Source organism: Streptococcus oralis subsp. dentisani, assembly GCF_007475365.1.
Classification (GTDB): Bacteria; Bacillota; Bacilli; order Lactobacillales; family Streptococcaceae; genus Streptococcus; species Streptococcus mitis_AX.
The window spans coordinates 1,388,408-1,410,185 of record NZ_CP034442.1 but is presented as its reverse complement, the minus strand read 5'-3'; the positions used below and the strand labels follow the sequence as shown (position 1 = coordinate 1,410,185).

Below are 21,778 nucleotides of genomic sequence, written 5' to 3'. Positions count from 1 at the left end.
TTTACAACTTCTTGACAAGATTGTAAAAGGAAGGAAAGTCGGATGGCAGAAGTAGAGGAACTGCGAGTTCAACCTCAGGATATTTTGGCCGAACAATCTGTTCTGGGGGCTATTTTTATAGATGAGAGCAAACTCGTTTTTGTCCGAGAATATATTGATTCTCGAGACTTCTTTAAGTATGCTCATCGGTTGATTTTCCAAGCGATGGTAGACTTGTCGGATCGTGGAGAAGCGATCGATGCGACGACGGTTCGGACGATTTTGGATAGCCAAGGGGATCTCCAAAACATTGGTGGCTTGTCCTATCTTGTTGAAATTGTCAACTCTGTACCAACTTCAGCTAACGCGGAGTATTATGCTAAAATCGTTGCAGAAAAGGCTATGCTACGTCGCTTGATTTCCAAGTTGACAGACTCTGTCAACCAAGCCTATGAAGCTTCTAAGCCTGTAGATGAAATCATTGCGCAGGCTGAAAAGGGGCTCATTGATGTAAGTGAAAACGCAAATCGTAGTGGTTTCAAGAATATCCGTGATATTTTAAATATCAACTTTGGGAACCTAGAAGTTCGGTCACAACAAACAACGGATATAACTGGTATTGCAACGGGCTACCGTGATTTGGATCATATGACGACAGGTCTCCATGAGGAGGAACTGATTATTATCGCAGCTCGTCCTGCGGTCGGTAAAACAGCCTTTGCCTTGAATATTGCTCAGAACATCGGGACTAAGTTGGACAAGACGGTAGCCATCTTTTCACTGGAAATGGGTGCGGAAAGTCTAGTAGACCGGATGCTAGCGGCCGAAGGCTTGGTGGAGTCTCATTCTATCCGTACGGGTCAATTGACCGATGAGGAATGGCAAAAGTATACCATTGCTCAAGGGAACCTAGCCAATGCGAGTATCTATATCGATGATACACCGGGGATTCGAATTACGGAAATTCGTTCGCGCTCACGGAAACTGGCTCAAGAAACAGGCAATCTAGGCTTGATTTTGATCGACTACCTACAGCTTATCACAGGGACTGGTCGGGAAAACCGCCAACAAGAAGTTTCTGAAATTTCTCGTCAGTTGAAAATTCTAGCTAAGGAATTGAAAGTTCCAGTCATTGCTCTTAGTCAGTTATCTCGTGGAGTGGAACAGCGTCAGGATAAGAGACCAGTCTTGTCTGATATTCGTGAATCGGGTTCTATCGAGCAGGATGCAGATATCGTAGCCTTTCTATACCGTGACGACTACTATGATCGTGCGGGTGAAGAAGAGGAAGGAATTCCAAATAACAAGGTAGAGGTTATCATCGAGAAAAACCGTAGTGGAGCTCGCGGAACGGTGGAATTGATTTTCCAAAAAGAATACAATAAATTTTCAAGTATCTCAAAGAGGGAGGCATAAGATGTCAGATGCATTTACAGATGTAGCCAAGATGAAAAAAATCAAAGAAGAAATCAAGGCGCATGAGGGACAAGTCGTTGAAATGACTTTGGAGAATGGCCGTAAGCGCCAAAAAAATAGATTGGGTAAGCTAATTGAGGTTTATCCGTCCCTATTTATCGTTGAATTTGGGGATGTTGAAGGAGACAAACAAGCCAATGTCTATGTTGAATCCTTCACCTACTCAGATATCTTGACAGAGAAGAATTTGATTCGCTATCTAGACCAAGAATCCTAAAATGAAGTGGGCTTTGCTCACTTTTTTCTTTTTTTCCCGAATAGTATAAACGAGGGGAACCTCGGAAATTTATATTATTAAGGAGAATGAATGACGTTTTTAAAATCAGGAGTTAAGAAGAGTAGATATACCCAGTTGGGTGTAGGATTGGCTACATTGTTGGTTACGAGTGCCTTTTTGTTTGGAGGTGAATCGGTTCAGGCCGACAGTGTAGCGCGTGGCGATGACTATCCGCTTCACTATAAAAATGGTAGTGTAGAAATCGACCAGTGGCGGATGTATTCTCGCCAGTGTACGTCTTTTGCGGCCTTTCGTTTGAGTAGTGTAAATGGCTTCGAGATTCCGCCTGCTTATGGAAATGCGAATGAATGGGGACATCGTGCAAGGCGAGAAGGCTACCGTGTTGACAGCAAACCTGAAATTGGCTCTATCGCTTGGTCGACAGAAGGTTACTACGGCCATGTGGCCTGGGTATCAAATGTATCAGGGGATACGATTGAGATCGAAGAGTATAACTATGGAGTTAGGGAGAAATACAATCGTCGAAGCGTAAAAGCTAGCTCTATGACAGGTTTTATCCATTTTAAGGACTTGGTAGGGAATGGTGGTAGAACTGGAAATCCTATCAGGTCAGGGTTGGCGTCTAGTGGGACTCATACGTTTACTCAAAAGTCTGCCATTCGAAACCAGCCGTCAAGTACAGCGCAAGTTATCGACTACTACTATCCTGGTGAAAATGTTAGCTACGATCAAATCGTAGAAAAAGACGGTTATAAGTGGCTTAGTTACCTGTCCTATAGTGGAATGAGGAGATACGTCCAGTATATGGAAACAGAATCGGTGGAGAATGGTTGGAAGAAGCAAAATGGTATTTGGAATTACCGTGAGAATGGGAAATTCGCAACTGGTTGGAAGAAAATAAATGGCAGTTGGTATCACTTCAAAGAAAATGGAACCATGTCAACAGGTTGGGTGAAGGATGGCTCGCATTGGTACTATCTAAAGGCATCAGGGGAGATGCAGACAGGTTGGCTCAAGGAAAATGGAACATGGTACTATTTGGAAAGTTCAGGGGCTATGAAGTCTAGTCAGTGGTTCCAGGTAGGCGGAAAATCTTACTACGTCAATGCTTCAGGGGCTTTAGCAGTGAATACTACTGTGGATGGCTATCGAGTGGATAGTAATGGAGCTAGAATCTAGAAAGAATATAAAAAAGAGAACTTCACTACCATTTGCCTATTCTTTCCGATGGTATTTTTCCCCTCTTTCCTTTATAATGGGTGTATGGACAAGAAAAAATTATTATTAATTGATGGATCTTCTGTTGCTTTTCGAGCTTTTTTTGCGCTCTATCAGCAGTTGGATCGTTTTAAAAATGCTAATGGCCTTCATACCAATGCAATCTATGGCTTTCAACTCATGTTGAATCATGTCTTAGAGCGGGTTGAGCCCAGCCATGTTTTGGTAGCCTTTGATGCAGGTAAGACGACTTTCCGAACAGAGATGTATGCAGACTACAAGGGTGGTCGTGCTAAAACTCCAGATGAGTTTCGTGAGCAATTTCCCTTCATTCGTGAGTTGCTAGATCATCTTGGGATTCGCCACTATGAGTTGGCCCAGTATGAAGCGGATGATATCATCGGGACCCTAGGTCGATTGGCTGAGAAAGATTTTTTTGATGTGACAATCGTTAGCGGAGATAAGGATTTGATCCAGTTGACGGATGAACATACGGTGGTCGAGATTTCCAAGAAAGGTGTGGCTGAGTTTGAGGCCTTTACACCAGATTACCTTATGGAAAAGATGGGCCTCACACCAGCTCAGTTTATTGATCTTAAGGCTCTTATGGGGGATAAGTCTGATAATATCCCTGGCGTCACGAAAATCGGTGAAAAGACGGGTATCAAGCTCTTGCTGGAGCATGGTTCGCTAGAGGGTATTTATGAAAATATCGATGGGATGAAGGCTTCTAAGATGAAGGAAAATCTCATCAAAGACAAGGAACAGGCCTTTTTATCGAAAACACTGGCGACCATTGAAACTCAGGCACCAATTGAGATTGGACTAGACGATCTGGTCTATAATGGACCCGATGTGGAAAATCTCGGGAAATTCTACGATGAGATGGGCTTCAAACAGCTCAAGCAAGCTTTGAATGTTTCGTCAACGGATGCGCCTGAAAGTTTGGATTTCACTATCGTTGATCACGTCAGTCAAGACATGCTGAGCGCAGACTCCATCTTCCACTTTGAGCTCTTTGGGGAGAATTACCATACAGATGACTTGGTTGGTTTTGCCTGGTCTTGTGGGGATAAACTTTACGCTACAGATAAACTTGAGCTCTTGCAGGAGCCGATTCTCAAGGAATTTTTAGAAAAAACACCTCTGAAAGTGTATGACTTTAAGAAAGCTAAGGTTCTTTTAAATCGTTTTGGTTTGAATCTGCAGGCTCCTGCTTTTGATAGTCGCTTGGCCAAATACCTCCTCTCTACTGTTGAGAATAATGAAATCTCAACAATTGCTAGTCTCTACGGTCAAACATACTTGGTCGATGATGAGACTTTCTATGGTAAGGGGGTCAAGAAAGCTATCCCTGAGAGAGAGAAATTCTTGGAGCACTTGGCTCGCAAGGTTGCAGTATTGGTTGAGACAGAGCCTGTTTTGCTTGAAAAACTCAGTGAACATGGACAGTTAGATCTCCTCTATGACATGGAGCAACCTCTGGCTTTTGTCCTTGCTAAGATGGAAATTGCTGGGATCAAGGTCAAAAAAGAAACCCTACTTGAGATGCAGGCTGAAAATGAGATCGTCATTGAGCAACTTACCCAAGAGATTTATGAGCTAGCTGGTGAGGAGTTTAATATCAATTCCCCTAAGCAGTTGGGCGTGCTTCTCTTTGAAAAACTGGGTCTTCCTCTAGAATATACCAAGAAAACCAAGACAGGTTACTCGACAGCGGTGGATGTGCTAGAGCGGCTGGCTCCTATTGCTCCGATTGTTAAGAAAATCCTCGACTACCGTCAGATTGCAAAGATTCAATCTACCTATGTGATTGGCTTGCAGGACTGGATTTTGGCTGATGGTAAGATTCATACTCGCTATGTGCAGGATTTGACCCAGACTGGGCGTCTGTCTAGTGTGGATCCAAATTTGCAAAATATTCCTGTGCGTTTGGAGCAAGGCCGTCTCATTCGGAAGGCTTTTGTACCTGAGTGGGAGGATAGTGTGCTTCTCAGCTCCGACTATTCACAGATTGAATTGCGAGTTTTGGCTCATATTTCTAAGGATGAGCACTTGATCAAGGCCTTCCAAGAGGGGGCAGATATTCATACTTCGACAGCTATGCGTGTCTTTGGCATTGAGCGTCCCGAGGATGTGACTCCAAACGACCGTCGGAATGCCAAGGCGGTTAACTTCGGAGTGGTTTACGGGATTTCAGACTTTGGTTTGTCTAATAATCTAGGCATCAGCCGTAAGGAAGCAAAAGCCTACATTGACACTTACTTTGAACGCTTCCCAGGTATTAAAAACTACATGGATGAGGTGGTGCGTGAGGCGCGTGATAAGGGCTATGTAGAGACCCTCTTCAAGCGTCGTCGTGAGTTGCCAGATATCAATTCGCGCAACTTCAACATTCGTGGTTTTGCGGAGCGGACAGCCATCAACTCTCCTATTCAGGGTTCAGCAGCAGATATCCTCAAGATTGCTATGATCCAGCTAGACAAAGCTCTAGTTGAAGGTGGCTATCAGACCAAGATGCTGTTGCAAGTGCATGATGAAATTGTCCTTGAAGTTCCGAAATCAGAACTGGCAGCCGTCAAAGTACTGGTGAAACAAACCATGGAAGAAGCCATCCAGCTCAGTGTTCCCCTCATCGCTGATGAGAATGAAGGAGCAACTTGGTACGAGGCTAAATAAGAAAGATATGATAGAGTTTGAAGTACTTGCCTTCAAACTCTTTTTCATGATTTTCTGTAAGCAGTTTCCTTGACTTATCCTTTTTTTTGCGTTATCATATGTCCATATAAGATACGGGAGTCTGTGTACAGTCTGAGAGGAAGTGTTAAACTTCGACCGCACCTGATCTGGGTAATGCCAGCGTAGGGAAGGATACTTAGCCGAATTCTGCACCTTTTCCGTATAAGGAAGGGGTTTTCTTTTTGTCAAAAGGAAGCCTAGAAGAGGAGGTTTTTATGAAAGCAAGCATTGCCTTGCAAGTCTTGCCCTTATCACAGGGGATTGACCGGATTGCTATTATCGATCAGGTTATTGCTTATCTACAAGCTCAGTCCGTGACCATGGTGGTGACACCCTTTGAAACGGTCTTGGAAGGGGAGTTTGATGAGCTTATGCGCATTCTCAAAGAAGCGCTAGAAGTGGCAGGGCAGGAGGCAGATAATGTCTTTGCCAATGTCAAAATAAATGTAGGAGAGATTTTAAGCATCGATGAGAAACTTGAAAAGTATGATGAGACGACACATTAGTCTTTTGGGCTTTATAGGAGTCTTGTCGGTCTGGCAGTTAGCGGGAATATTCAAACTTTTACCCAAGTTTATCCTACCAACTCCCTTTGAAATTCTCCAGGCCTTTGTTCGTGACAGAGAATTTCTCTGGCACCATAGCTGGGCGACCTTGAGAGTGGCTTTACTGGGGTTGGTTCTGGGAGTCTTGATTGCCTGTCTCATGGCGGTGCTTATGGACAGTCTGACTTGGCTCAATGATTTGATTTACCCTATGATGGTGGTTGTCCAGACTATCCCGACCATTGCCATAGCCCCTATCTTGGTCTTGTGGCTAGGTTATGGGATTTTGCCCAAGATTGTCTTGATTATCCTGACGACAACCTTCCCGATCATCGTCAGTATTTTAGATGGTTTTAGGCATTGTGACAAGGATATGCTGACCTTGTTTAGTCTGATGCGTGCAAACCCTTGGCAAATTCTATGGCATTTTAAAATTCCGGTCAGCCTGCCCTACTTTTATGCAGGTCTGAGGGTCAGTGTCTCCTACGCCTTTATCACAACAGTGGTATCTGAGTGGTTGGGAGGCTTTGAAGGACTAGGTGTTTACATGATTCAGTCCAAGAAACTGTTTCAGTATGATACCATGTTTGCCATTATTATTCTGGTGTCGATTATCAGCCTTTTGGGTATGAAATTGGTCGATATTAGCGAAAAATATGTGATTAAATGGAAACGTCCCTAAGATAAGGATGTTTTAGAAAAAGAAAAGAGGAAATCAAAATGAAAAAAACATGGAAAGTGTTTTTAACGATTGTAACGGCTTTTATAGCTGTTGTGCTTGTGGCTTGTGGTCAAGGGACTGCTTCTAAGGATAACAAAGAAGCAGAACTCAAGAAGATTGACTTTATTCTAGACTGGACGCCAAATACCAACCACACAGGGCTTTATGTAGCCAAGGAAAAAGGCTATTTCAAAGAAGCTGGAGTGGATGTTGATTTGAAATTGCCACCAGAAGAAAGCTCTTCTGACTTGGTTATCAATGGTAAGGCACCATTTGCAGTGTATTTCCAAGACTACATGGCTAAGAAATTGGAAAAAGGGGCAGGAATCACTGCCGTTGCCGCTATCGTAGAGCACAATACATCAGGGATCATCTCACGTAAATCTGACAATGTCACCAGTCCAAAAGACTTGGTTGGGAAGAAATACGGTACTTGGAATGACCCCACTGAGCTTGCTATGTTGAAAACATTGGTAGAATCACAAGGTGGAGATTTTGAAAAGGTTGAAAAAGTACCAAACAACGACTCAAACTCCATCACACCGATTGCCAATGGCGTCTTTGACACTGCTTGGATCTACTACGGTTGGGATGGTATCCTTGCCAAATCTCAAGGCGTAGATGCTAACTTCATGTACTTAAAAGACTATGTTAAGGAGTTTGACTACTACTCACCCGTTATCATCGCAAACAACGACTATTTGAAAGACAATAAAGAAGAAGCTCGTAAAATCATCCAAGCCATCAAAAAAGGCTATCAATATGCTATGGAGCATCCAGAGGAAGCAGCCGATATTCTCATCAAGAATGCACCTGAGCTCAAAGAAAAACGTGACTTTGTCATCGAATCTCAAAAATACTTGTCAAAAGAATATGCAAGCGACAAGGAAAAATGGGGTCAATTTGATGCAGCTCGCTGGAACGCCTTCTACAAATGGGATAAAGAAAATGGTATCCTTAAAGAAGACTTGACAGACAAAGGCTTCACTAACGAATTTGTAAAATAATGACAGAAATTAGACTTGAACATGTAAGTTATGCCTATGGCGATGAAAAGATTTTAGAGGATATTAACCTGCAGGTGACTTCGGGTGAAGTGGTTTCTATCCTAGGTCCAAGTGGTGTTGGAAAGACCACTCTCTTTAACCTAATAGCTGGGATTTTAGAAGTCCAGTCGGGGCGAATTGTCCTTGACAGCGAGGAAAATCCTAAGGGGCGCGTGAGTTATATGTTGCAAAAGGATCTCCTCTTGGAGCACAAGACAGTCCTTGGCAATATTATCCTGCCTCTCTTGATTCAAAAGGTGAATAAGGCAGAAGCCATTGCCCGAGCGGATGAAATTCTTGCGACCTTCCAGTTGACAGCCGTAAGGGACAAGTATCCTCATGAACTCAGCGGAGGGATGCGGCAACGTGTGGCCTTACTCCGTACCTACCTTTTCGGGCATAAACTCTTTCTCTTGGACGAGGCTTTCAGTGCCTTGGATGAAATGACCAAGATGGAACTTCATGCTTGGTATCTGGAGATTCACAAACAGCTGGAGTTGACAACTTTAATTATCACGCATAGTATCGAGGAGGCACTCAATCTCAGTGACCGCATCTATATCTTGAAAAATCGCCCTGGGCAAATTGTTTCAGAAATTAAACTAGATTGGTCTGAAGGTGTGGACAAGGAAGTTCAAAAAATTGCCTACAAACGTCAAATCTTAGCAGAATTGGGCTTAGATAAGTAGAAAAATAGGGAGTTGGTGAAGATTATTCTTTACCAGCGCCCTTTTTGTAAAGCAATAGAAATAGTGTACGACATGTTAAGCAGACTGAAGAAATTACGGAGAGAAAATGGAACATCAGTTGTCTCCTTTGCATTTATTGCAATTGCTATAGTATCAGGATTTATAATTTACTTTAGTCCTGATATTGCAAAGTTATTAGGATTAGATGAAAAAAGATTTGAAAACGTAGTGGGAACAGTTTTAACTCCGACATTATTATTTATAGGTTATTTAATTTTTGAAAAATCTGTAGATAAATATCGAAAAGAAATTAAATAGGAACAGAAAATACTAAAAGAAAAACAGAATGAGTTGGGAGACAATTTTAAAAGTTAAGAGAAAATTAGAATTGTTGGTGGAATAGGTTTCCTTTACTAGGGAAATGGAGATATAGAAAAAAGCACGTTTGACCGTACTAGCGGAAGTAGAAAGGCTAAAAATGAAAGGCGATTATTATGAGTAAAAAAAGTAGAACAGAAAAAGCCAAAGTAACAGAAAATGCAGATTTGGGAGCGTATTTTTTAATTTTAGCAGTTGTAGCCGTTGGGGCACTTGCTTATTTTTCAGAAGATTTTGGGACAAGGTGGGCAAAAGTTATAGAAATAGTCGGAGCGCCGTTTTCTTTAGGTTTAGGTTTTTTCGCTTTTGATAAAGGTTTTGAAATGTTAGGCAAGTATAACGAAAAAAACAAAGGCGACGAATGAAAAGTCAAGAAACTAAAACAGAATTTATTAAACTAAGAGCGTCTGGGAAATCATTTGACTATATAGCTAAAGAACTAAGTATCAGTAAGTCAACTTGTAGCAGTTGGGAAAAAGAACTAAAAGACGCTATAGCAGAATTAAAACAGGAACAGCTTAACGAATTATAGTTCCTTGCCTGCTGAACTCGTCAATATTACGCCCTTTTTAGGGCTCTTTTTTGTGGACTTTTTTAGGAACTTTCAAGAAAAACTAAGGCGAATTAATGCCAAAGTGTTTTTTAAAAAAGTCAGTATTTCCAATGGTTGAGCCTTAAAAATTTGACTTATAGAGTGTTAAATGATAGTATAGTCAAAGATAGTCAAGGTTCAAAGAAGGAGTTTGATTTACTATGAGATTTAAAAATACATCAGATCATATCGAAGCCTATATCAAGGCGATTTTAGACCAGTCTGGTATCGTGGAATTGCAGCGGAGCCAGTTGGCAGATACCTTTCAGGTTGTGCCGAGTCAGATCAACTATGTCATCAAGACACGTTTTACTGAAAGCAGAGGTTACTTGGTTGAGAGCAAGCGGGGTGGCGGAGGCTACATTCGCATAGGCCGGATTGAGTTTTCCAATCATCATGAGATGCTCCGCGATTTGCTTTACTCGATTGGTGAGCAAGTTAGTCAGGAGATTTATGAGGATATTCTCCAGCTTTTGGTGGAGCAGGACTTGATGACCAAGCAGGAGATGACCTTACTGGTATCTGTGGCAACGGATCGTGTCCTAGGGGAAGAATCCTCAGTTGTCCGTGCCAATATGCTCCGACAGCTATTACAAGAGGTAGATAGAAAAGAGAAGTAAGATGAACTATTCAAAAGCATTGAATGAATGTATCGAGAGTGCCTACATGGTTGCGGGCCATTTTGGAGCTCGATATCTAGAGTCTTGGCATTTATTGATTGCCATGTCCAATCACAGTTACAGTGTAGCAGGGGCGACTCTAAATGATTATCCTTATGAAATGGACCGTTTAGAAGAGGTTGCGTTGGAACTGACTGAAACGGATTATAGCCAAGACGAAACCTTTACAGTATTGCCTTTTTCCCATCGTTTGGAGGTTCTCTTTGCAGAAGCAGAGTATGTGGCCTCAGTGGTCCATGCTAAGGTGCTAGGGACAGAGCATGTCCTCTATGCGATTTTGCATGATGGCAATGCCTTGGCAACTCGCATCTTGGAGAGAGCAGGCTTTTCTTATGAAGACCAGAAAGATCAGGTCAGAATTGCTGCTCTTCGTCGCAATCTAGAAGAGCGTGCAGGATGGAGTCGTGAAGACCTTAAGGCTTTGCGTCAACGTCATCGCACAGTAACTGACAAACAAAATTCCATGGCAAATATGATGGGTATGCCTCAAGCTCAAAGTGGCGGTTTAGAGGATTACACGCATGACCTAACGGAGCAAGCGCGCTCTGGCAAGTTAGAGCCAGTTATCGGTCGAGACAAGGAAATCTCACGTATGATTCAAATCTTGAGCCGTAAAACCAAGAACAATCCTGTCTTGGTTGGTGATGCTGGTGTTGGGAAAACAGCTCTGGCACTTGGACTTGCTCAGCGTATTGCCAGTGGGGATGTACCTGCGGAAATGGCTAAGATGCGCGTTTTGGAGCTTGATTTGATGAATGTTGTTGCGGGGACACGTTTTCGTGGTGACTTTGAAGAGCGCATGAACAATATCATCAAGGATATCGAGGAAGATGGCAAAGTGATCCTCTTTATTGATGAACTTCACACCATTATGGGTTCTGGAAGCGGTATTGATTCGACTCTGGATGCTGCCAATATCTTGAAACCAGCCTTAGCTCGCGGAACTCTGAGAACGGTTGGTGCAACCACTCAGGAAGAATACCAAAAACACATCGAAAAAGACGCAGCTCTTTCTCGTCGTTTTGCAAAAGTGACGATTGAAGAGCCAAGTCTAGCTGACAGTATGACTATTTTGCAAGGTTTGAAAGCGACCTATGAGAAACACCACCGTGTGCAAATCACAGATGAAGCCGTTGAAACAGCTGTCAAGATGGCGCATCGTTACTTGACCAGTCGTCACTTACCAGACTCTGCTATCGACCTTTTAGATGAAGCAGCAGCAACAGTGCAAAACAAATCCAAGCAAGTGAAAGCAGACGAATCCGACTTGAGTCCAGCTGACAAGGCCTTGATGGATGGCAAGTGGAAACAAGCTGCCCAGTTAATCGCAAAAGAGCAGGAAGTCCCTGTCTATAAAGACTTGGTGACAGAATCTGATATTTTGACCACCTTGAGTCGCTTGTCAGGGATTCCAGTTCAAAAACTGACGCAAACAGATGCTAAGAAATATCTGAACTTGGAAGCGGAGTTGCACAAACGTGTCATCGGACAAGATCAAGCTGTTTCAAGTATTAGTCGTGCGATTCGCCGCAATCAGTCAGGTATTCGCAGTCACAAGCGTCCAATTGGTTCCTTTATGTTCCTAGGGCCAACGGGTGTCGGTAAGACCGAATTGGCCAAGGCTCTGGCAGAAGTCCTCTTTGATGACGAATCAGCCCTTATCCGCTTTGATATGAGTGAGTATATGGAGAAATTTGCGGCCAGCCGTCTCAATGGAGCTCCTCCAGGCTATGTGGGCTACGAAGAAGGTGGGGAGTTGACTGAGAAGGTTCGCAACAAACCATACTCCGTTCTCCTCTTTGATGAGGTAGAGAAGGCTCACCCAGACATCTTTAATGTCCTCTTGCAGGTTCTGGACGACGGTGTCTTGACAGATAGCAAGGGGCGCAAGGTTGATTTTTCAAATACTATTATCATCATGACGTCAAACCTTGGTGCGACGGCTCTTCGTGATGACAAGACGGTCGGCTTTGGGGCCAAGGATATTCGTTTTGACCAGGAAAATATGGAAAAACGAATCTTTGAAGAGTTGAAAAAAGCTTATCGACCAGAGTTTATCAACCGTATTGATGAAAAGGTGGTCTTCCATAGCTTGGATAGCGAACACATGCAGGAAATCGTTAAGATCATGGTTAAACCATTAATTGCTAGCCTGGCAGAGAAGGGTATCGACTTGAAACTGCAAGCTTCAGCGTTGAAGTTACTGGCAAGCAAAGGTTACAATCCAGAAATGGGAGCTCGTCCACTTCGTAGAACCCTGCAAACAGAAGTGGAAGACAAGTTGGCAGAACTCCTCCTTAAGGGAGAACTGGTAGCAGGAAGAACCCTCAAGATCGGTGTCAAAGCTGGTCAATTAAAATTTGATATTGCTTAAAAATGGAGAGTCAGGAGCAATCCTGATTCTTTTTTGCTACTTTTTTATAAAAAATGATAAAAAAACTATTGACAAAACAAAAATATAGTATATAATAAAAACATAGAAAATAAAAATATCAAAAATTATAAAAAGGTAAAACGTTTATGAAAAAGAAAACTGCAGTGGTGTTTGGAACATTTGCTCCGCTTCATCAAGGGCATATCGATCTGATTCAGCGAGCGAAGCGTCAGTGTGAGCAGGTCTGGGTAGTCGTGTCAGGCTATGAGGGAGACCGTGGTGAGCAGGTTGGGTTGACATTGCAAAAACGATTTCGCTATATCCGAGAGGCTTTTCGTGATGACGAGTTGACCTCTGTCTGCAAGCTGGATGAGACCAATCTTCCCCGTTATCCTATGGGCTGGCAGGAGTGGTTGGACCAGATGTTAGCGGAGATTTCCTATGATGAAACCCAGCAAGAACTGACTTTTTTTGTGGGAGAAGAAGAATACCAGCAAGAGCTAGCTAAACGTGGATTTGAGACCGTTCTGCAAGAAAGAAAGTTTGGTATCACGGCGACTATGATTCGAGAAAATCCAAGCAAATATTGGAAATACATCGCTCAACCCTTCCGTCGTCAGTTTACAAAGAAAGTGTTGATTATGGGAAGTGCCAGCAATGGGAAGACTACTTTAGCAAAGGATTTGGCTAGGTATTACGATGCGCCCGTCAGTCTGGAATACGCGCGTGAGTATCAGATTAAAAATAACGTCCGCGATGATGAATTGACTCCAAAGGATTACTACTATCTCCTGTTGGGACAGTATGACCAGACCTCAAAACTAATCGACAGCAATGCCAATCGAGGTCTAGTGATAGCCGATACCAACTCCTTGGTAACCAAGGGTTACTATGACTATTACATGGAGACTGAGGACCAAGGGGACTTATCAGGAGAAACCTTTGACAATCTCTTTGCCTCTATCTTGGCCAAGGAAAAATGGGATTTGATTCTCTTTGTGCAGCCTGTGGGTTCCTATGTTAATGACGGGTTTAGAGATATGACCATGGCAGAAGACCACATTCGCTACAGTTTTTCCCAGCATTTGGATCAGATGAGAGAGATATATTTAACCAACATTCCACTAGTTTATCTAGCGGAGGATTATCTAGGCAATTATGAAGCAGCAAAAGTGGCTATTGATGCCATTTACCAAGCAGATTAGGAGAAAAATATGAAAAAACTAACTGAAAAAATCACACAATTTATCGAAAACTTTAAAAATGTCCATGCCGAAGCCCGTAAGATCGGTTTTGCAGGGATCATGCGCTTGCTATGGAAAGATCTCTTTGTCGGCCGTAGCCTTTTCCAGTGGTTGTATCTCATTGCCCTGTCAAGTGTTCCCTTGATCTTGGAATTCACGCAAAATACGCAAAGTCATGATTGGCTGAGCTTATTTGCATCCTGGACTGGGATTGTCTGTGTTATCCTAGTAGCAGAAGGGCGTGCAAGCAATTATCTCTTTGGGGCCATTAACTCGGCAATCTACTTGATCTTGGCCATGAATGCGACTTTTTATGGAGAAGTCTTGACGACTGTTTACTTCTTTGTCATGCAGCCGATTGGTCTTTATGCTTGGCTGTCCAATCGTATCAATGAACAGGAAAAACCAGAAGAATCCCACTTTGAAGCTAAGAAATTATCTGTTCTTGACTGGCTCAAGTACTTGGCCTTGACTGCTATTATCTGGATTGGTATGGGCTTGGCTTATCAAAGTATCAATAGTGCTCGACCTTTCCGTGATAGTGTAACCGATGCGACCAATGGTGTTGGTCAGCTCTTGATGACACGTCTCTACCGTGAGCAATGGATTTTCTGGATTGCAACCAATCTCTTTAGTATCTATCTCTGGTGGGGTGAAAATATCCACATTCAAGGGATGTACTGGGTTTACACACTCAACAGTCTAGTGGGTTGGTACCAATGGACTAAGGCAGTTCGAAAGGAGGCATAAGATGGCAGACATAAAGATTCCAGAAGGGATGACGGAAAAAGAATATTATGAAATCCATGCCAGTCAGGAGGAGTTTTTGGATTGGTACTACAAGCAGGAACTCCCTCAATACGAAAAACCAAGTGTGACGGTGGATATGGTAGCCTACTGCTTTGTTGAAGGAAAGATCAAACTCTTATTAATTCGTCGCAAGGCCCACCCTTATCAAAACTGTTTGGCCTTAGTTGGAGGCTTTATGGACAAGGGAGAAGATGCTGCACATGCCTGTCAACGCGAGGTGAGAGAAGAAGTCGATCTCGATCTACCTTTGGAAAAAATCGAGCAATTGATGACCGTATCGACCCCCGGTCGTGATCCACGGGGCTGGACAGTGACCATTGCCCACTTAGTGTACCTACCTAGTCGTGCATTAGAACTGGTTCAGGCAGGTGACGATGCCAAGGATGTGGTTTTTGTAGATGTCGATTTCCAGACAGGCAAATGCTACCTTGAGGGAGTCGAGCTGGACGAGAGAGCCTTTGCCTTTGACCATTATGCCATTATCCAAGAATCCATCAAACGAATCCAAGGCCGTCTCGACTGGAATCCAACCTTCCTCTATCTGCTAGAGGAAGAGTTCACTGTCTACGAGGGAACTGAACTGGTCAATCTCATCAACCCCGGTCGCCCCATCGTCAGCAATAACTTTCTCGTAAAATACGGCGAATATGTAGAAGAAGTTGGACTCAAACGAGTACCCAAAAAGAAACCAAGAAAAACCTATCAATTGAAATAAAAAGTGAGGTCGGGAACTTTGTCCCGGCCTCTTTATTTGCTATTATTAGATGTTTTTATCCTATTTCAATAGTACTGTAGGCCTTTATCCAAAATCATGCAAGCGATTACACAAGAGTGATGTAAAAAAAATGACTCTAATCTAAGAAATTTTCTATTTTTTCGTTTTGATTACGAATAGAAATGGTGGAGGGAACAATTTTAATTCAATTTGCTGAAATTTTTAAACTAGTTTCTCTAAATAGTTGACAGATCTAAAGCCTAATGTTACAATTATATTACAAAAAGATTTCTTGGTGTTTCAAAAATATTACAAAGGAGCGAAAAATGAAAAAGAAAACCTATATCAAATTGATGGCAGCAACTGTATTGGCTTCTACCTTGCTACTGGGAGCTTGTGGAAATAAAAACGAAACCACTCAAACCAGCAGCTCTGCAAAGACAAGCCAATCATCAAGTTCTAAAGCAGCTTCTTCTAACAAAGAAAGCAAGACTCAAAAATCTTCAAGCTCAGCTTCATCTGAAAAAGCTCAAGCATCTTCTGATCAATCTTCTACAACAGCAGATCAGTCACAAGCGAAACCAGCCCCTGAATCAAGACAAGAACAAGCAACTCCTAGTCAACCAGCCCCTTCTCAGGCTCCGTCAACTCAGCAAGGCTCTCAAGCCCAGTCTAACCAGTCAAGCTATGATCCAACAACTGACCGCAAACTTCAAGACAAGCAAGCAGAACACAACAAACGCTACAAGGGTGTTTTAACCATGGTCGATGGTGATTTCTCAGCAGCTGCAGGCAACTGGAAGGGAGCGAATGGCGAAACTATTACGGTTTCATCAGGGGGCCAATTTACAGTAGAAACTGCAGATGGAAAGAAAGAAAACTACTCTATTAGAGGCTACTCTTACACTCTTGATGATGGCAAGTATAATGCCAAAATCGGTGGAGGAAAAATCATCCAAATTACAACAGGTGCGGATGGTAAAGTTTCGAGCGTTGCCTTGATTCAATAATAGTATCTAGGTTTTCCTAGGAACTAAAAAACCGTAAACTCCAAGCGAGTTACGGTTTTTTGTGTATTATACTTTATCTAATTGCAAGAGTTCTTCAATCTCTGCCAATGTGCTGGCCTGTGAAATGGCGCCGCGAAGTTTGGCTGCACCAGATGTTCCCCGAAGATAGTGAGGAGCGAGACCACGGAATTCACGAACGGCTACGTTTTCCCCTTTGAGGTTAATCAAGCGTTTCAAATGTTCGTAGGCGATTTTCATCTTGTCCTCGAAAGTCAAATCAGGGAGAATTTCTCCCGTTTCAAAATAGTGATTGATTTGATTGAAGAGGTAGGGATTTCCCATGGCTGCGCGACCAATCATGACAGCGTCAGCCCCGACTTCTTCGATACGCTGTTTGGCTTCTTGTACCGTACGGATGTCACCATTGGCGATAAATGGAATCTTGGTCAGAGCTTGAGCAACCTTGTGAAGGGTCTCGAGGTCTGCGTGACCTGTGTACATTTGTTCGCGGGTACGGCCGTGCATGGCAAGGGCAGAAACACCTGCTGCTTCAGCAGCAAGGGCATTTTCTACAGCCAGAGATGGGTCAGCCCAGCCTGTACGCATTTTGACAGTGAGGGGGATATCAAGGACAGATTGGACCTTATTGATAATAGAGTAGATCTTGTCTGGGTCCTTGAGCCACATAGCGCCAGCTTCGTTTTTCACGATTTTGTTAACAGGGCAGCCCATGTTGATATCGACGATATCGGTCTTGGTGTTTTCTTGGATGAATTCTGCTGCGCGTGCGAGGCTGTCTTCATCACTACCAAAAAGTTGGATTGACACGGGATTTTCTCCTTCGTCAATATGAAGCATGTGAAGGGTTTTTTCATTGTTGTATTGGATGCCCTTGTCAGAGACCATTTCCATGACAACGAGTCCAGCTCCGAGCTCTTTTGCGATGGTGCGAAAGGCTGAGTTAGTGACTCCAGCCATGGGTGCTAAAACAGTACGATTGGGAATCTCAACATTGCCAATCATAAAAGGTGTATTAAGATTTGTCATGAATGAGTTCCTCCAGGTCGTTTTCGTCAAAGTTATAAGTTGTTTGGCAGAATTGACAAGTGATTTCTGCCCCGTGATCTTCCGCTTTCATTTCCTCAAGGTCTGAGTTTGGAAGGCTGGCAAGAGCGTTTAAAAAGCGATCTTTGCTGCAGTCACATTGGAAACGGATTTCTTCTTCAGATAGGCGTTTGTATGATTCGTCACCATAAATAGCTTTGAGGAGAGATTCGATATGGTCGTCGCTTTCAAGAAGTGTCGAGATAGCTGGCATTTCTTGGATGCGTTTTTCAAAGCGAGCAATCTCTTCTTCCTTGGCTCCTGGCAAGACTTGGAGAAGAAAACCACCGGCAACTTCGACCTTGTCGTCTTTATCCAAAAGAACATTGAGGCCGACTGCTGAAGGGGTTTGTTGGCTTTCAGTCAGGTAGTATGCCAAGTCTTCACCGATTTCCCCAGAGATGAGAGGAGTCATGGAGTTGTAAGGATTTCCAGTGCCATAGTCTGTGATAACGAGAAATTGACCATTTCCGACAAAAGGTCCGACAAGGACTTCACCAGTTGCAGTTTTTTTGATGTCAACACCTGGATTTTGAACGTAGCCTTTGACATTGCCCTTAGTATCTGCGACCGTGATGATGGCACCGAGAGAGCTCGTTCCAAGAACTTTAACCGTTAGCTTGGTATTTCCTTTTTCATTGGCTGCGAGAATTTGGCTGGCGATAAGGGTACGGCCAAGTGCAACAGTTGAACTGGCTTGAGTTTGATGTTTTTCTTGAGCAGTGCGGACGGTTTCCGTGCTATCAAGGACAAAAGCACGAAAGGCTCCGCTTTCTGATATTGTTTTAATAATTTTATCCATAGCTACTATTTTAGCATAAAAATGCTCAAAGGGGGAGCCGTGTGTTTGCTGTTTCTGAGGAATAGTGACGAGAAAATCGGCCTTAAAATAAAATGAGAAACAGATTATTTCAGCATTTGAAAGATTTATGCTATGCTTGTAGGAGAAAATGAAAGGGGTAACAAATGTATTTAGGTGATTTGATGGAAAAAGCTGAATCTGGTCAATTTTTAGTCCTTTCCTTTCTATTACAAGATTCGCAGACAACAGTCAAGAAAGCTATGGAAGAAACAGGTTTTTCAAAGGCGACCTTAACCAAGTACATTTCTCTGATTAACGAAAATGCCTTGGAAAGAGGTTTAGAGCTGACCATCCACTTGGAAGATGAAAATCTGCGTCTGTCGATTGGTGCAGCTACCAAGGGGAGAGAGATTCGGAGCTTGTTTTTAGACAATGCCATTAAATACCAAATTTTGGTTTACCTTCTCTATCACCAACAGTTTCTAGCTCATCAGTTGACTCAAGAATTGATGATTAGCGAGGCCACGCTTGGTCGCCATTTGGCTAGTTTAAATCAGATTTTGTCAGAATTTGATTTATCTATTCAAAATGGTCGTTGGCGAGGTCCGGAGCATCAGATTCGCTATTTCTATTTCTGTCTTTTCCGCAAGGTTTGGTCCAGTCGGGAGTGGGAAGGTCACATGCAGAAAGCTGAGAGAAAACAAGAGATTGCCAGCTTAGAAGAAATCTGCGGTGCTAGCTTGTCTTCGGGCCAGAAATTGGACTTGGTTCTCTGGGCTCATATCAGTCAACAGCGTCTTCGGGTCAATGCCTGTCAGTTTCAAGTCATAGAAGAAAAAATGAGAGGGTATTTTGACAATATTTTCTATCTTCGTTTGCTTCGAAAGGCTCCGTCTTTTTTTGCTGGGCAACACATCCCTCTAGGAACTGAGGATGGGGAGATGATGATTTTCTTCTCTTTCCTCCTTTCTCATCGCATTTTGCCACTTCATACTATGGAGTATATTCTTGGATTTGGGGGAGAACTTGCGGCTTTACTAACACAAATGATCCAGGAAATGAAGAAGGAGGAGCTGCTGGGGGACTACACAGAGGACCATGTCACCTATGAACTCAGCCAGCTCTGTGGTCAAGTTTATCTATACAAGGGCTATATCTTGCAAGATCAGTACAGATACCAGACAGAGAATCGCCATCCCTATTTGCTGATGGAACATGATTTTAGAGGGACTGCAGAGAGAATTTTTCATATCTTGTCAGCCTTTCATCAGGGGACCGACCTGGATAAGAAAATTCTCTGGGAATGGCTCCAGTTGATAGAGTATATGGCAGAAAATGGTGGCCAACATATGAGGATTGGTCTGGATTTGACATCTGGTTTTCTTGTCTTTTCAAGGATGGCTGCCATTTTGAAACGGTATTTGGAATACAATCGTTTCATTACCATAGAAGCCTATGATCCTAGTCGACATTATGATTTGTTGATTACCAACAACCCGATTCATAAGAAAGAACAGACTCTGGTCTATTATTTAAAAAATGATTTGGATATGGAGGATTTGGCGAAGATTCGTCAGATGCTCTTTGCTTAAAAGGCCTGAATTTTCAGGTCTTTTTTGTGAAATTCGCACAATCTCCTCACATTTTTTTAAAATTTTAAAAAAATTGATGAACAAGAAAGCGCTTTATTTTATATACTAGTTACTGTAAAGAGGAACCACCTCAAGATTTTATCAGGAGGACAGCACATGTCACAAGAAAAATACATCATGGCTATTGACCAAGGAACGACCAGTTCTCGTGCCATCATTTTTAACAAAAAAGGAGAAAAGGTCAGCTCTAGTCAAAAAGAGTTCACTCAGATTTTCCCTCAAGCAGGTTGGGTAGAACACAATGCCAATGAAATTTGGAACTCTGTTCAGTCAGTTATCGCGGGTGCTTTCATCGAAAGTGGTGTGAAACCAAGTCAAATCAAGGCCATCGGGATTACCAACCAGCGTGAAACAACTGTCGTCTGGGATAAGAAAACAGGGCTCCCTATCTACAACGCGATTGTTTGGCAGTCTCGTCAGACTGCTCCTCTGGCTGAACAGCTGAAAAGCCAAGGTTATGTGGAAAAATTTCATGAAAAGACTGGTTTGATCATTGATGCTTACTTCTCTGCGACTAAGGTTCGTTGGATTTTGGACCATGTAGAAGGAGCTCAAGAGCGAGCTGAAAAAGGAGAATTGCTCTTTGGTACCATTGATACTTGGTTGGTTTGGAAATTGACTGATGGTGCGGCTCACGTGACCGACTACTCCAATGCGGCTCGTACCATGCTCTATAACATTAAAGAACTCAAATGGGATGATGAGATTTTGGAAATTCTTAACATTCCTAAGGCCATGCTTCCAGAAGTTCGTTCTAACTCTGAAATCTATGGAAAGACTGCTCCATTCCATTTCTATGGTGGAGAAGTGCCAATCTCAGGTATGGCTGGGGACCAACAGGCAGCCCTCTTCGGTCAGTTGGCTTTTGAACCAGGTATGGTCAAAAATACTTATGGAACAGGTTCTTTCATCATTATGAACACTGGTGAAGAGATGCAGTTGTCTGAAAATAACCTCTTGACAACGATTGGTTATGGAATCAACGGCAAGGTTTACTATGCTTTGGAGGGTTCTATCTTCATCGCAGGAAGTGCCATTCAGTGGCTTCGTGATGGACTTCGCATGGTTGAAAATTCACCAGAGTCTGAAAAATATGCTCTCAATTCTCACAACAATGACGAAGTTTATGTCGTACCTGCCTTTACAGGTCTAGGGGCTCCATACTGGAACCAAAATGCTCGTGGTTCGGTCTTTGGCTTAACTCGTGGAACAAGCAAAGAAGACTTTATCAAGGCAACCTTGCAATCTATCGCTTATCAAGTGCGTGACATCATTGATACGATGCAAGTGGATGCTCAGACAGCTATCCAAGTCTTGAAAGTAGATGGTGGTGCAGCTATGAATAACTTCCTCATGCAGTTCCAAGCTGACATCTTGGGAATCGACATCGCACGCGCCAAAAACTTGGAAACAACTGCCCTAGGAGCAGCCTTCCTAGCTGGTTTGTCAGTAGGCTACTGGAAAGACTTGGATGAGTTGAAACTCTTAAATGAGACTGGAGAACTCTTTGAGCCATCCATGAACGAATCGCGCAAGGAACAACTCTACAAGGGCTGGAAGAAGGCTGTGAAAGCAACGCAAGTCTTTGCGGAAATCGATGACTAATACTCAATGAAAATCAAAGAGCAAACTAGGAAGCTCGCCGCAGGTTGCTCAAAGCACTGCTTTGAGGTTATAGATAAGACTGACGAAGTCAGTAACCATACATTCGGTAAGGCGACGCTGACGTGGTTTGAAGAGATTTTCGAAGAGTATAATGCTGGAAG

The 21,778-nt window shown here is 42.9% G+C and carries 21 protein-coding genes; 19 read left to right on the top strand and 2 right to left on the bottom strand.

Features of this window, described 5'->3' with window-relative positions; all coding sequences use genetic code 11:
- Window positions 1-42: 42 nt before the first annotated feature.
- From dnaB to EJF26_RS06980, 17 genes are all read left to right on the top strand, one after another.
- Complete coding sequence (gene dnaB / locus EJF26_RS07055; RefSeq protein ID WP_000852473.1) at window positions 43-1,395, top strand: replicative DNA helicase; 1,353 nt, start codon at window positions 43-45, stop codon at window positions 1,393-1,395.
- Window position 1,396: 1 nt separating this feature from the next.
- Window positions 1,397-1,672 carry a Veg family protein gene (locus EJF26_RS07050; RefSeq protein WP_001278166.1) on the top strand — a complete coding sequence of 92 codons (276 nt, stop codon included), beginning with the start codon at window positions 1,397-1,399 and terminating at the stop codon, window positions 1,670-1,672.
- A gap of 90 nt (window positions 1,673-1,762) precedes the next feature.
- Window positions 1,763-2,872 (top strand): SH3 domain-containing protein, encoded by a 1,110-nt coding sequence (locus EJF26_RS07045; RefSeq protein ID WP_000143411.1) that lies wholly within the window; start codon window positions 1,763-1,765, stop codon window positions 2,870-2,872.
- Window positions 2,873-2,956: 84 nt separating this feature from the next.
- Window positions 2,957-5,590 (top strand): DNA polymerase I, encoded by a 2,634-nt coding sequence (gene polA / locus EJF26_RS07040; RefSeq protein ID WP_004245942.1) that lies wholly within the window; start codon window positions 2,957-2,959, stop codon window positions 5,588-5,590.
- A gap of 275 nt (window positions 5,591-5,865) precedes the next feature.
- Complete coding sequence (locus EJF26_RS07035; RefSeq protein ID WP_000647674.1) at window positions 5,866-6,156, top strand: thiamine-binding protein; 291 nt, start codon at window positions 5,866-5,868, stop codon at window positions 6,154-6,156.
- Window positions 6,119-6,877 carry an ABC transporter permease gene (locus EJF26_RS07030; protein ID WP_004246532.1) on the top strand — a complete coding sequence of 253 codons (759 nt, stop codon included), beginning with the start codon at window positions 6,119-6,121 and terminating at the stop codon, window positions 6,875-6,877. The genes EJF26_RS07035 and EJF26_RS07030 overlap by 38 nt, the downstream gene beginning before the upstream one ends.
- A 38-nt stretch (window positions 6,878-6,915) precedes the next feature.
- A complete protein-coding gene (locus EJF26_RS07025; protein WP_000754527.1) occupies window positions 6,916-7,923 on the top strand; it encodes an ABC transporter substrate-binding protein in 1,008 nt (335 codons plus the stop codon).
- Complete coding sequence (locus EJF26_RS07020; protein WP_000136208.1) at window positions 7,923-8,651, top strand: ABC transporter ATP-binding protein; 729 nt, start codon at window positions 7,923-7,925, stop codon at window positions 8,649-8,651. The genes EJF26_RS07025 and EJF26_RS07020 overlap by 1 nt, the downstream gene beginning before the upstream one ends.
- A 15-nt stretch (window positions 8,652-8,666) precedes the next feature.
- Window positions 8,667-8,969, top strand: coding sequence for a hypothetical protein (locus EJF26_RS07015; protein WP_000691712.1), 303 nt, complete (start codon window positions 8,667-8,669; stop codon window positions 8,967-8,969).
- 176 nt (window positions 8,970-9,145) lie between these two features.
- Window positions 9,146-9,394 carry a hypothetical protein gene (locus tag EJF26_RS07010; protein WP_000039417.1) on the top strand — a complete coding sequence of 83 codons (249 nt, stop codon included), beginning with the start codon at window positions 9,146-9,148 and terminating at the stop codon, window positions 9,392-9,394.
- On the top strand, window positions 9,391-9,561 hold the full coding sequence (locus EJF26_RS09845; protein WP_000841982.1) for a helix-turn-helix domain-containing protein: 171 nt from the start codon (window positions 9,391-9,393) through the stop codon (window positions 9,559-9,561). The genes EJF26_RS07010 and EJF26_RS09845 overlap by 4 nt, the downstream gene beginning before the upstream one ends.
- Before the next feature lie 221 nt (window positions 9,562-9,782).
- Window positions 9,783-10,241 carry a CtsR family transcriptional regulator gene (locus EJF26_RS07005; protein WP_001211254.1) on the top strand — a complete coding sequence of 153 codons (459 nt, stop codon included), beginning with the start codon at window positions 9,783-9,785 and terminating at the stop codon, window positions 10,239-10,241.
- 1 nt (window position 10,242) lies between these two features.
- The gene (locus EJF26_RS07000) at window positions 10,243-12,675 is read left to right on the top strand and encodes an ATP-dependent Clp protease ATP-binding subunit (RefSeq protein ID WP_001109714.1); all 2,433 of its coding nucleotides are present in this window, start codon (window positions 10,243-10,245) and stop codon (window positions 12,673-12,675) included.
- A gap of 146 nt (window positions 12,676-12,821) precedes the next feature.
- A complete protein-coding gene (locus tag EJF26_RS06995; RefSeq protein WP_000730577.1) occupies window positions 12,822-13,880 on the top strand; it encodes an AAA family ATPase in 1,059 nt (352 codons plus the stop codon).
- Between the two features lie 9 nt (window positions 13,881-13,889).
- On the top strand, window positions 13,890-14,669 hold the full coding sequence (pnuC, locus tag EJF26_RS06990; RefSeq protein WP_000736879.1) for a nicotinamide riboside transporter PnuC: 780 nt from the start codon (window positions 13,890-13,892) through the stop codon (window positions 14,667-14,669).
- Window position 14,670: 1 nt separating this feature from the next.
- Window positions 14,671-15,444 carry an NUDIX domain-containing protein gene (locus tag EJF26_RS06985; RefSeq protein ID WP_000763400.1) on the top strand — a complete coding sequence of 258 codons (774 nt, stop codon included), beginning with the start codon at window positions 14,671-14,673 and terminating at the stop codon, window positions 15,442-15,444.
- A gap of 326 nt (window positions 15,445-15,770) precedes the next feature.
- The gene (locus tag EJF26_RS06980; RefSeq protein WP_000730902.1) at window positions 15,771-16,454 is read left to right on the top strand and encodes a hypothetical protein; all 684 of its coding nucleotides are present in this window, start codon (window positions 15,771-15,773) and stop codon (window positions 16,452-16,454) included.
- Between the two features lie 66 nt (window positions 16,455-16,520).
- Here the strand turns inward: EJF26_RS06980 and dusB are convergent, their stop codons facing one another.
- Window positions 16,521-17,501: a tRNA dihydrouridine synthase DusB gene (gene dusB / locus EJF26_RS06975; RefSeq protein ID WP_162284874.1), complete on the bottom strand. Its 981-nt coding sequence runs from the start codon at window positions 17,499-17,501 to the stop codon at window positions 16,521-16,523.
- Window positions 17,488-18,360, bottom strand: coding sequence for an Hsp33 family molecular chaperone HslO (gene hslO, locus EJF26_RS06970; protein ID WP_000357861.1), 873 nt, complete (start codon window positions 18,358-18,360; stop codon window positions 17,488-17,490). The genes dusB and hslO overlap by 14 nt, the downstream gene beginning before the upstream one ends.
- A gap of 164 nt (window positions 18,361-18,524) precedes the next feature.
- Between hslO and EJF26_RS06965 the strand changes: the two genes are divergently transcribed.
- Together EJF26_RS06965 and glpK are read left to right on the top strand one after the other, a co-directional pair.
- Entirely contained in the window at window positions 18,525-19,952 is a 1,428-nt protein-coding gene (locus EJF26_RS06965) for an AcpB/EbpR/MafR family transcriptional regulator (RefSeq protein WP_000280560.1), read from the top strand.
- Window positions 19,953-20,108: 156 nt separating this feature from the next.
- The gene (glpK, locus tag EJF26_RS06960; protein WP_000076801.1) at window positions 20,109-21,617 is read left to right on the top strand and encodes a glycerol kinase GlpK; all 1,509 of its coding nucleotides are present in this window, start codon (window positions 20,109-20,111) and stop codon (window positions 21,615-21,617) included.
- The last annotated feature ends 161 nt before the right edge of the window (window positions 21,618-21,778 follow it).

What these genes read in the sequence shown, in the direction of transcription:
- dnaB (WP_000852473.1), top strand. Translation starts at nt 43, where the DNA reads ATGGCAGAAGTAGAGGAACTGCGAGTTCAACCTCAGGATATTTTGGCC.
- dusB (WP_162284874.1), bottom strand. Translation starts at nt 17,501, where the DNA reads ATGACAAATCTTAATACACCTTTTATGATTGGCAATGTTGAGATTCCC.
- EJF26_RS07005 (WP_001211254.1), top strand. Translation starts at nt 9,783, where the DNA reads ATGAGATTTAAAAATACATCAGATCATATCGAAGCCTATATCAAGGCG.
- EJF26_RS07000 (WP_001109714.1), top strand. Translation starts at nt 10,243, where the DNA reads ATGAACTATTCAAAAGCATTGAATGAATGTATCGAGAGTGCCTACATG.
- EJF26_RS06995 (WP_000730577.1), top strand. Translation starts at nt 12,822, where the DNA reads ATGAAAAAGAAAACTGCAGTGGTGTTTGGAACATTTGCTCCGCTTCAT.
- EJF26_RS06965 (WP_000280560.1), top strand. Translation starts at nt 18,525, where the DNA reads ATGTATTTAGGTGATTTGATGGAAAAAGCTGAATCTGGTCAATTTTTA.
- EJF26_RS06985 (WP_000763400.1), top strand. Translation starts at nt 14,671, where the DNA reads ATGGCAGACATAAAGATTCCAGAAGGGATGACGGAAAAAGAATATTAT.
- EJF26_RS07025 (WP_000754527.1), top strand. Translation starts at nt 6,916, where the DNA reads ATGAAAAAAACATGGAAAGTGTTTTTAACGATTGTAACGGCTTTTATA.
- pnuC (WP_000736879.1), top strand. Translation starts at nt 13,890, where the DNA reads ATGAAAAAACTAACTGAAAAAATCACACAATTTATCGAAAACTTTAAA.
- polA (WP_004245942.1), top strand. Translation starts at nt 2,957, where the DNA reads ATGGACAAGAAAAAATTATTATTAATTGATGGATCTTCTGTTGCTTTT.
- hslO (WP_000357861.1), bottom strand. Translation starts at nt 18,360, where the DNA reads ATGGATAAAATTATTAAAACAATATCAGAAAGCGGAGCCTTTCGTGCT.
- EJF26_RS07035 (WP_000647674.1), top strand. Translation starts at nt 5,866, where the DNA reads ATGAAAGCAAGCATTGCCTTGCAAGTCTTGCCCTTATCACAGGGGATT.
- glpK (WP_000076801.1), top strand. Translation starts at nt 20,109, where the DNA reads ATGTCACAAGAAAAATACATCATGGCTATTGACCAAGGAACGACCAGT.
- EJF26_RS07030 (WP_004246532.1), top strand. Translation starts at nt 6,119, where the DNA reads ATGAGAAACTTGAAAAGTATGATGAGACGACACATTAGTCTTTTGGGC.
- EJF26_RS07010 (WP_000039417.1), top strand. Translation starts at nt 9,146, where the DNA reads ATGAGTAAAAAAAGTAGAACAGAAAAAGCCAAAGTAACAGAAAATGCA.
- EJF26_RS07045 (WP_000143411.1), top strand. Translation starts at nt 1,763, where the DNA reads ATGACGTTTTTAAAATCAGGAGTTAAGAAGAGTAGATATACCCAGTTG.
- EJF26_RS06980 (WP_000730902.1), top strand. Translation starts at nt 15,771, where the DNA reads ATGAAAAAGAAAACCTATATCAAATTGATGGCAGCAACTGTATTGGCT.
- EJF26_RS09845 (WP_000841982.1), top strand. Translation starts at nt 9,391, where the DNA reads ATGAAAAGTCAAGAAACTAAAACAGAATTTATTAAACTAAGAGCGTCT.
- EJF26_RS07020 (WP_000136208.1), top strand. Translation starts at nt 7,923, where the DNA reads ATGACAGAAATTAGACTTGAACATGTAAGTTATGCCTATGGCGATGAA.
- EJF26_RS07050 (WP_001278166.1), top strand. Translation starts at nt 1,397, where the DNA reads ATGTCAGATGCATTTACAGATGTAGCCAAGATGAAAAAAATCAAAGAA.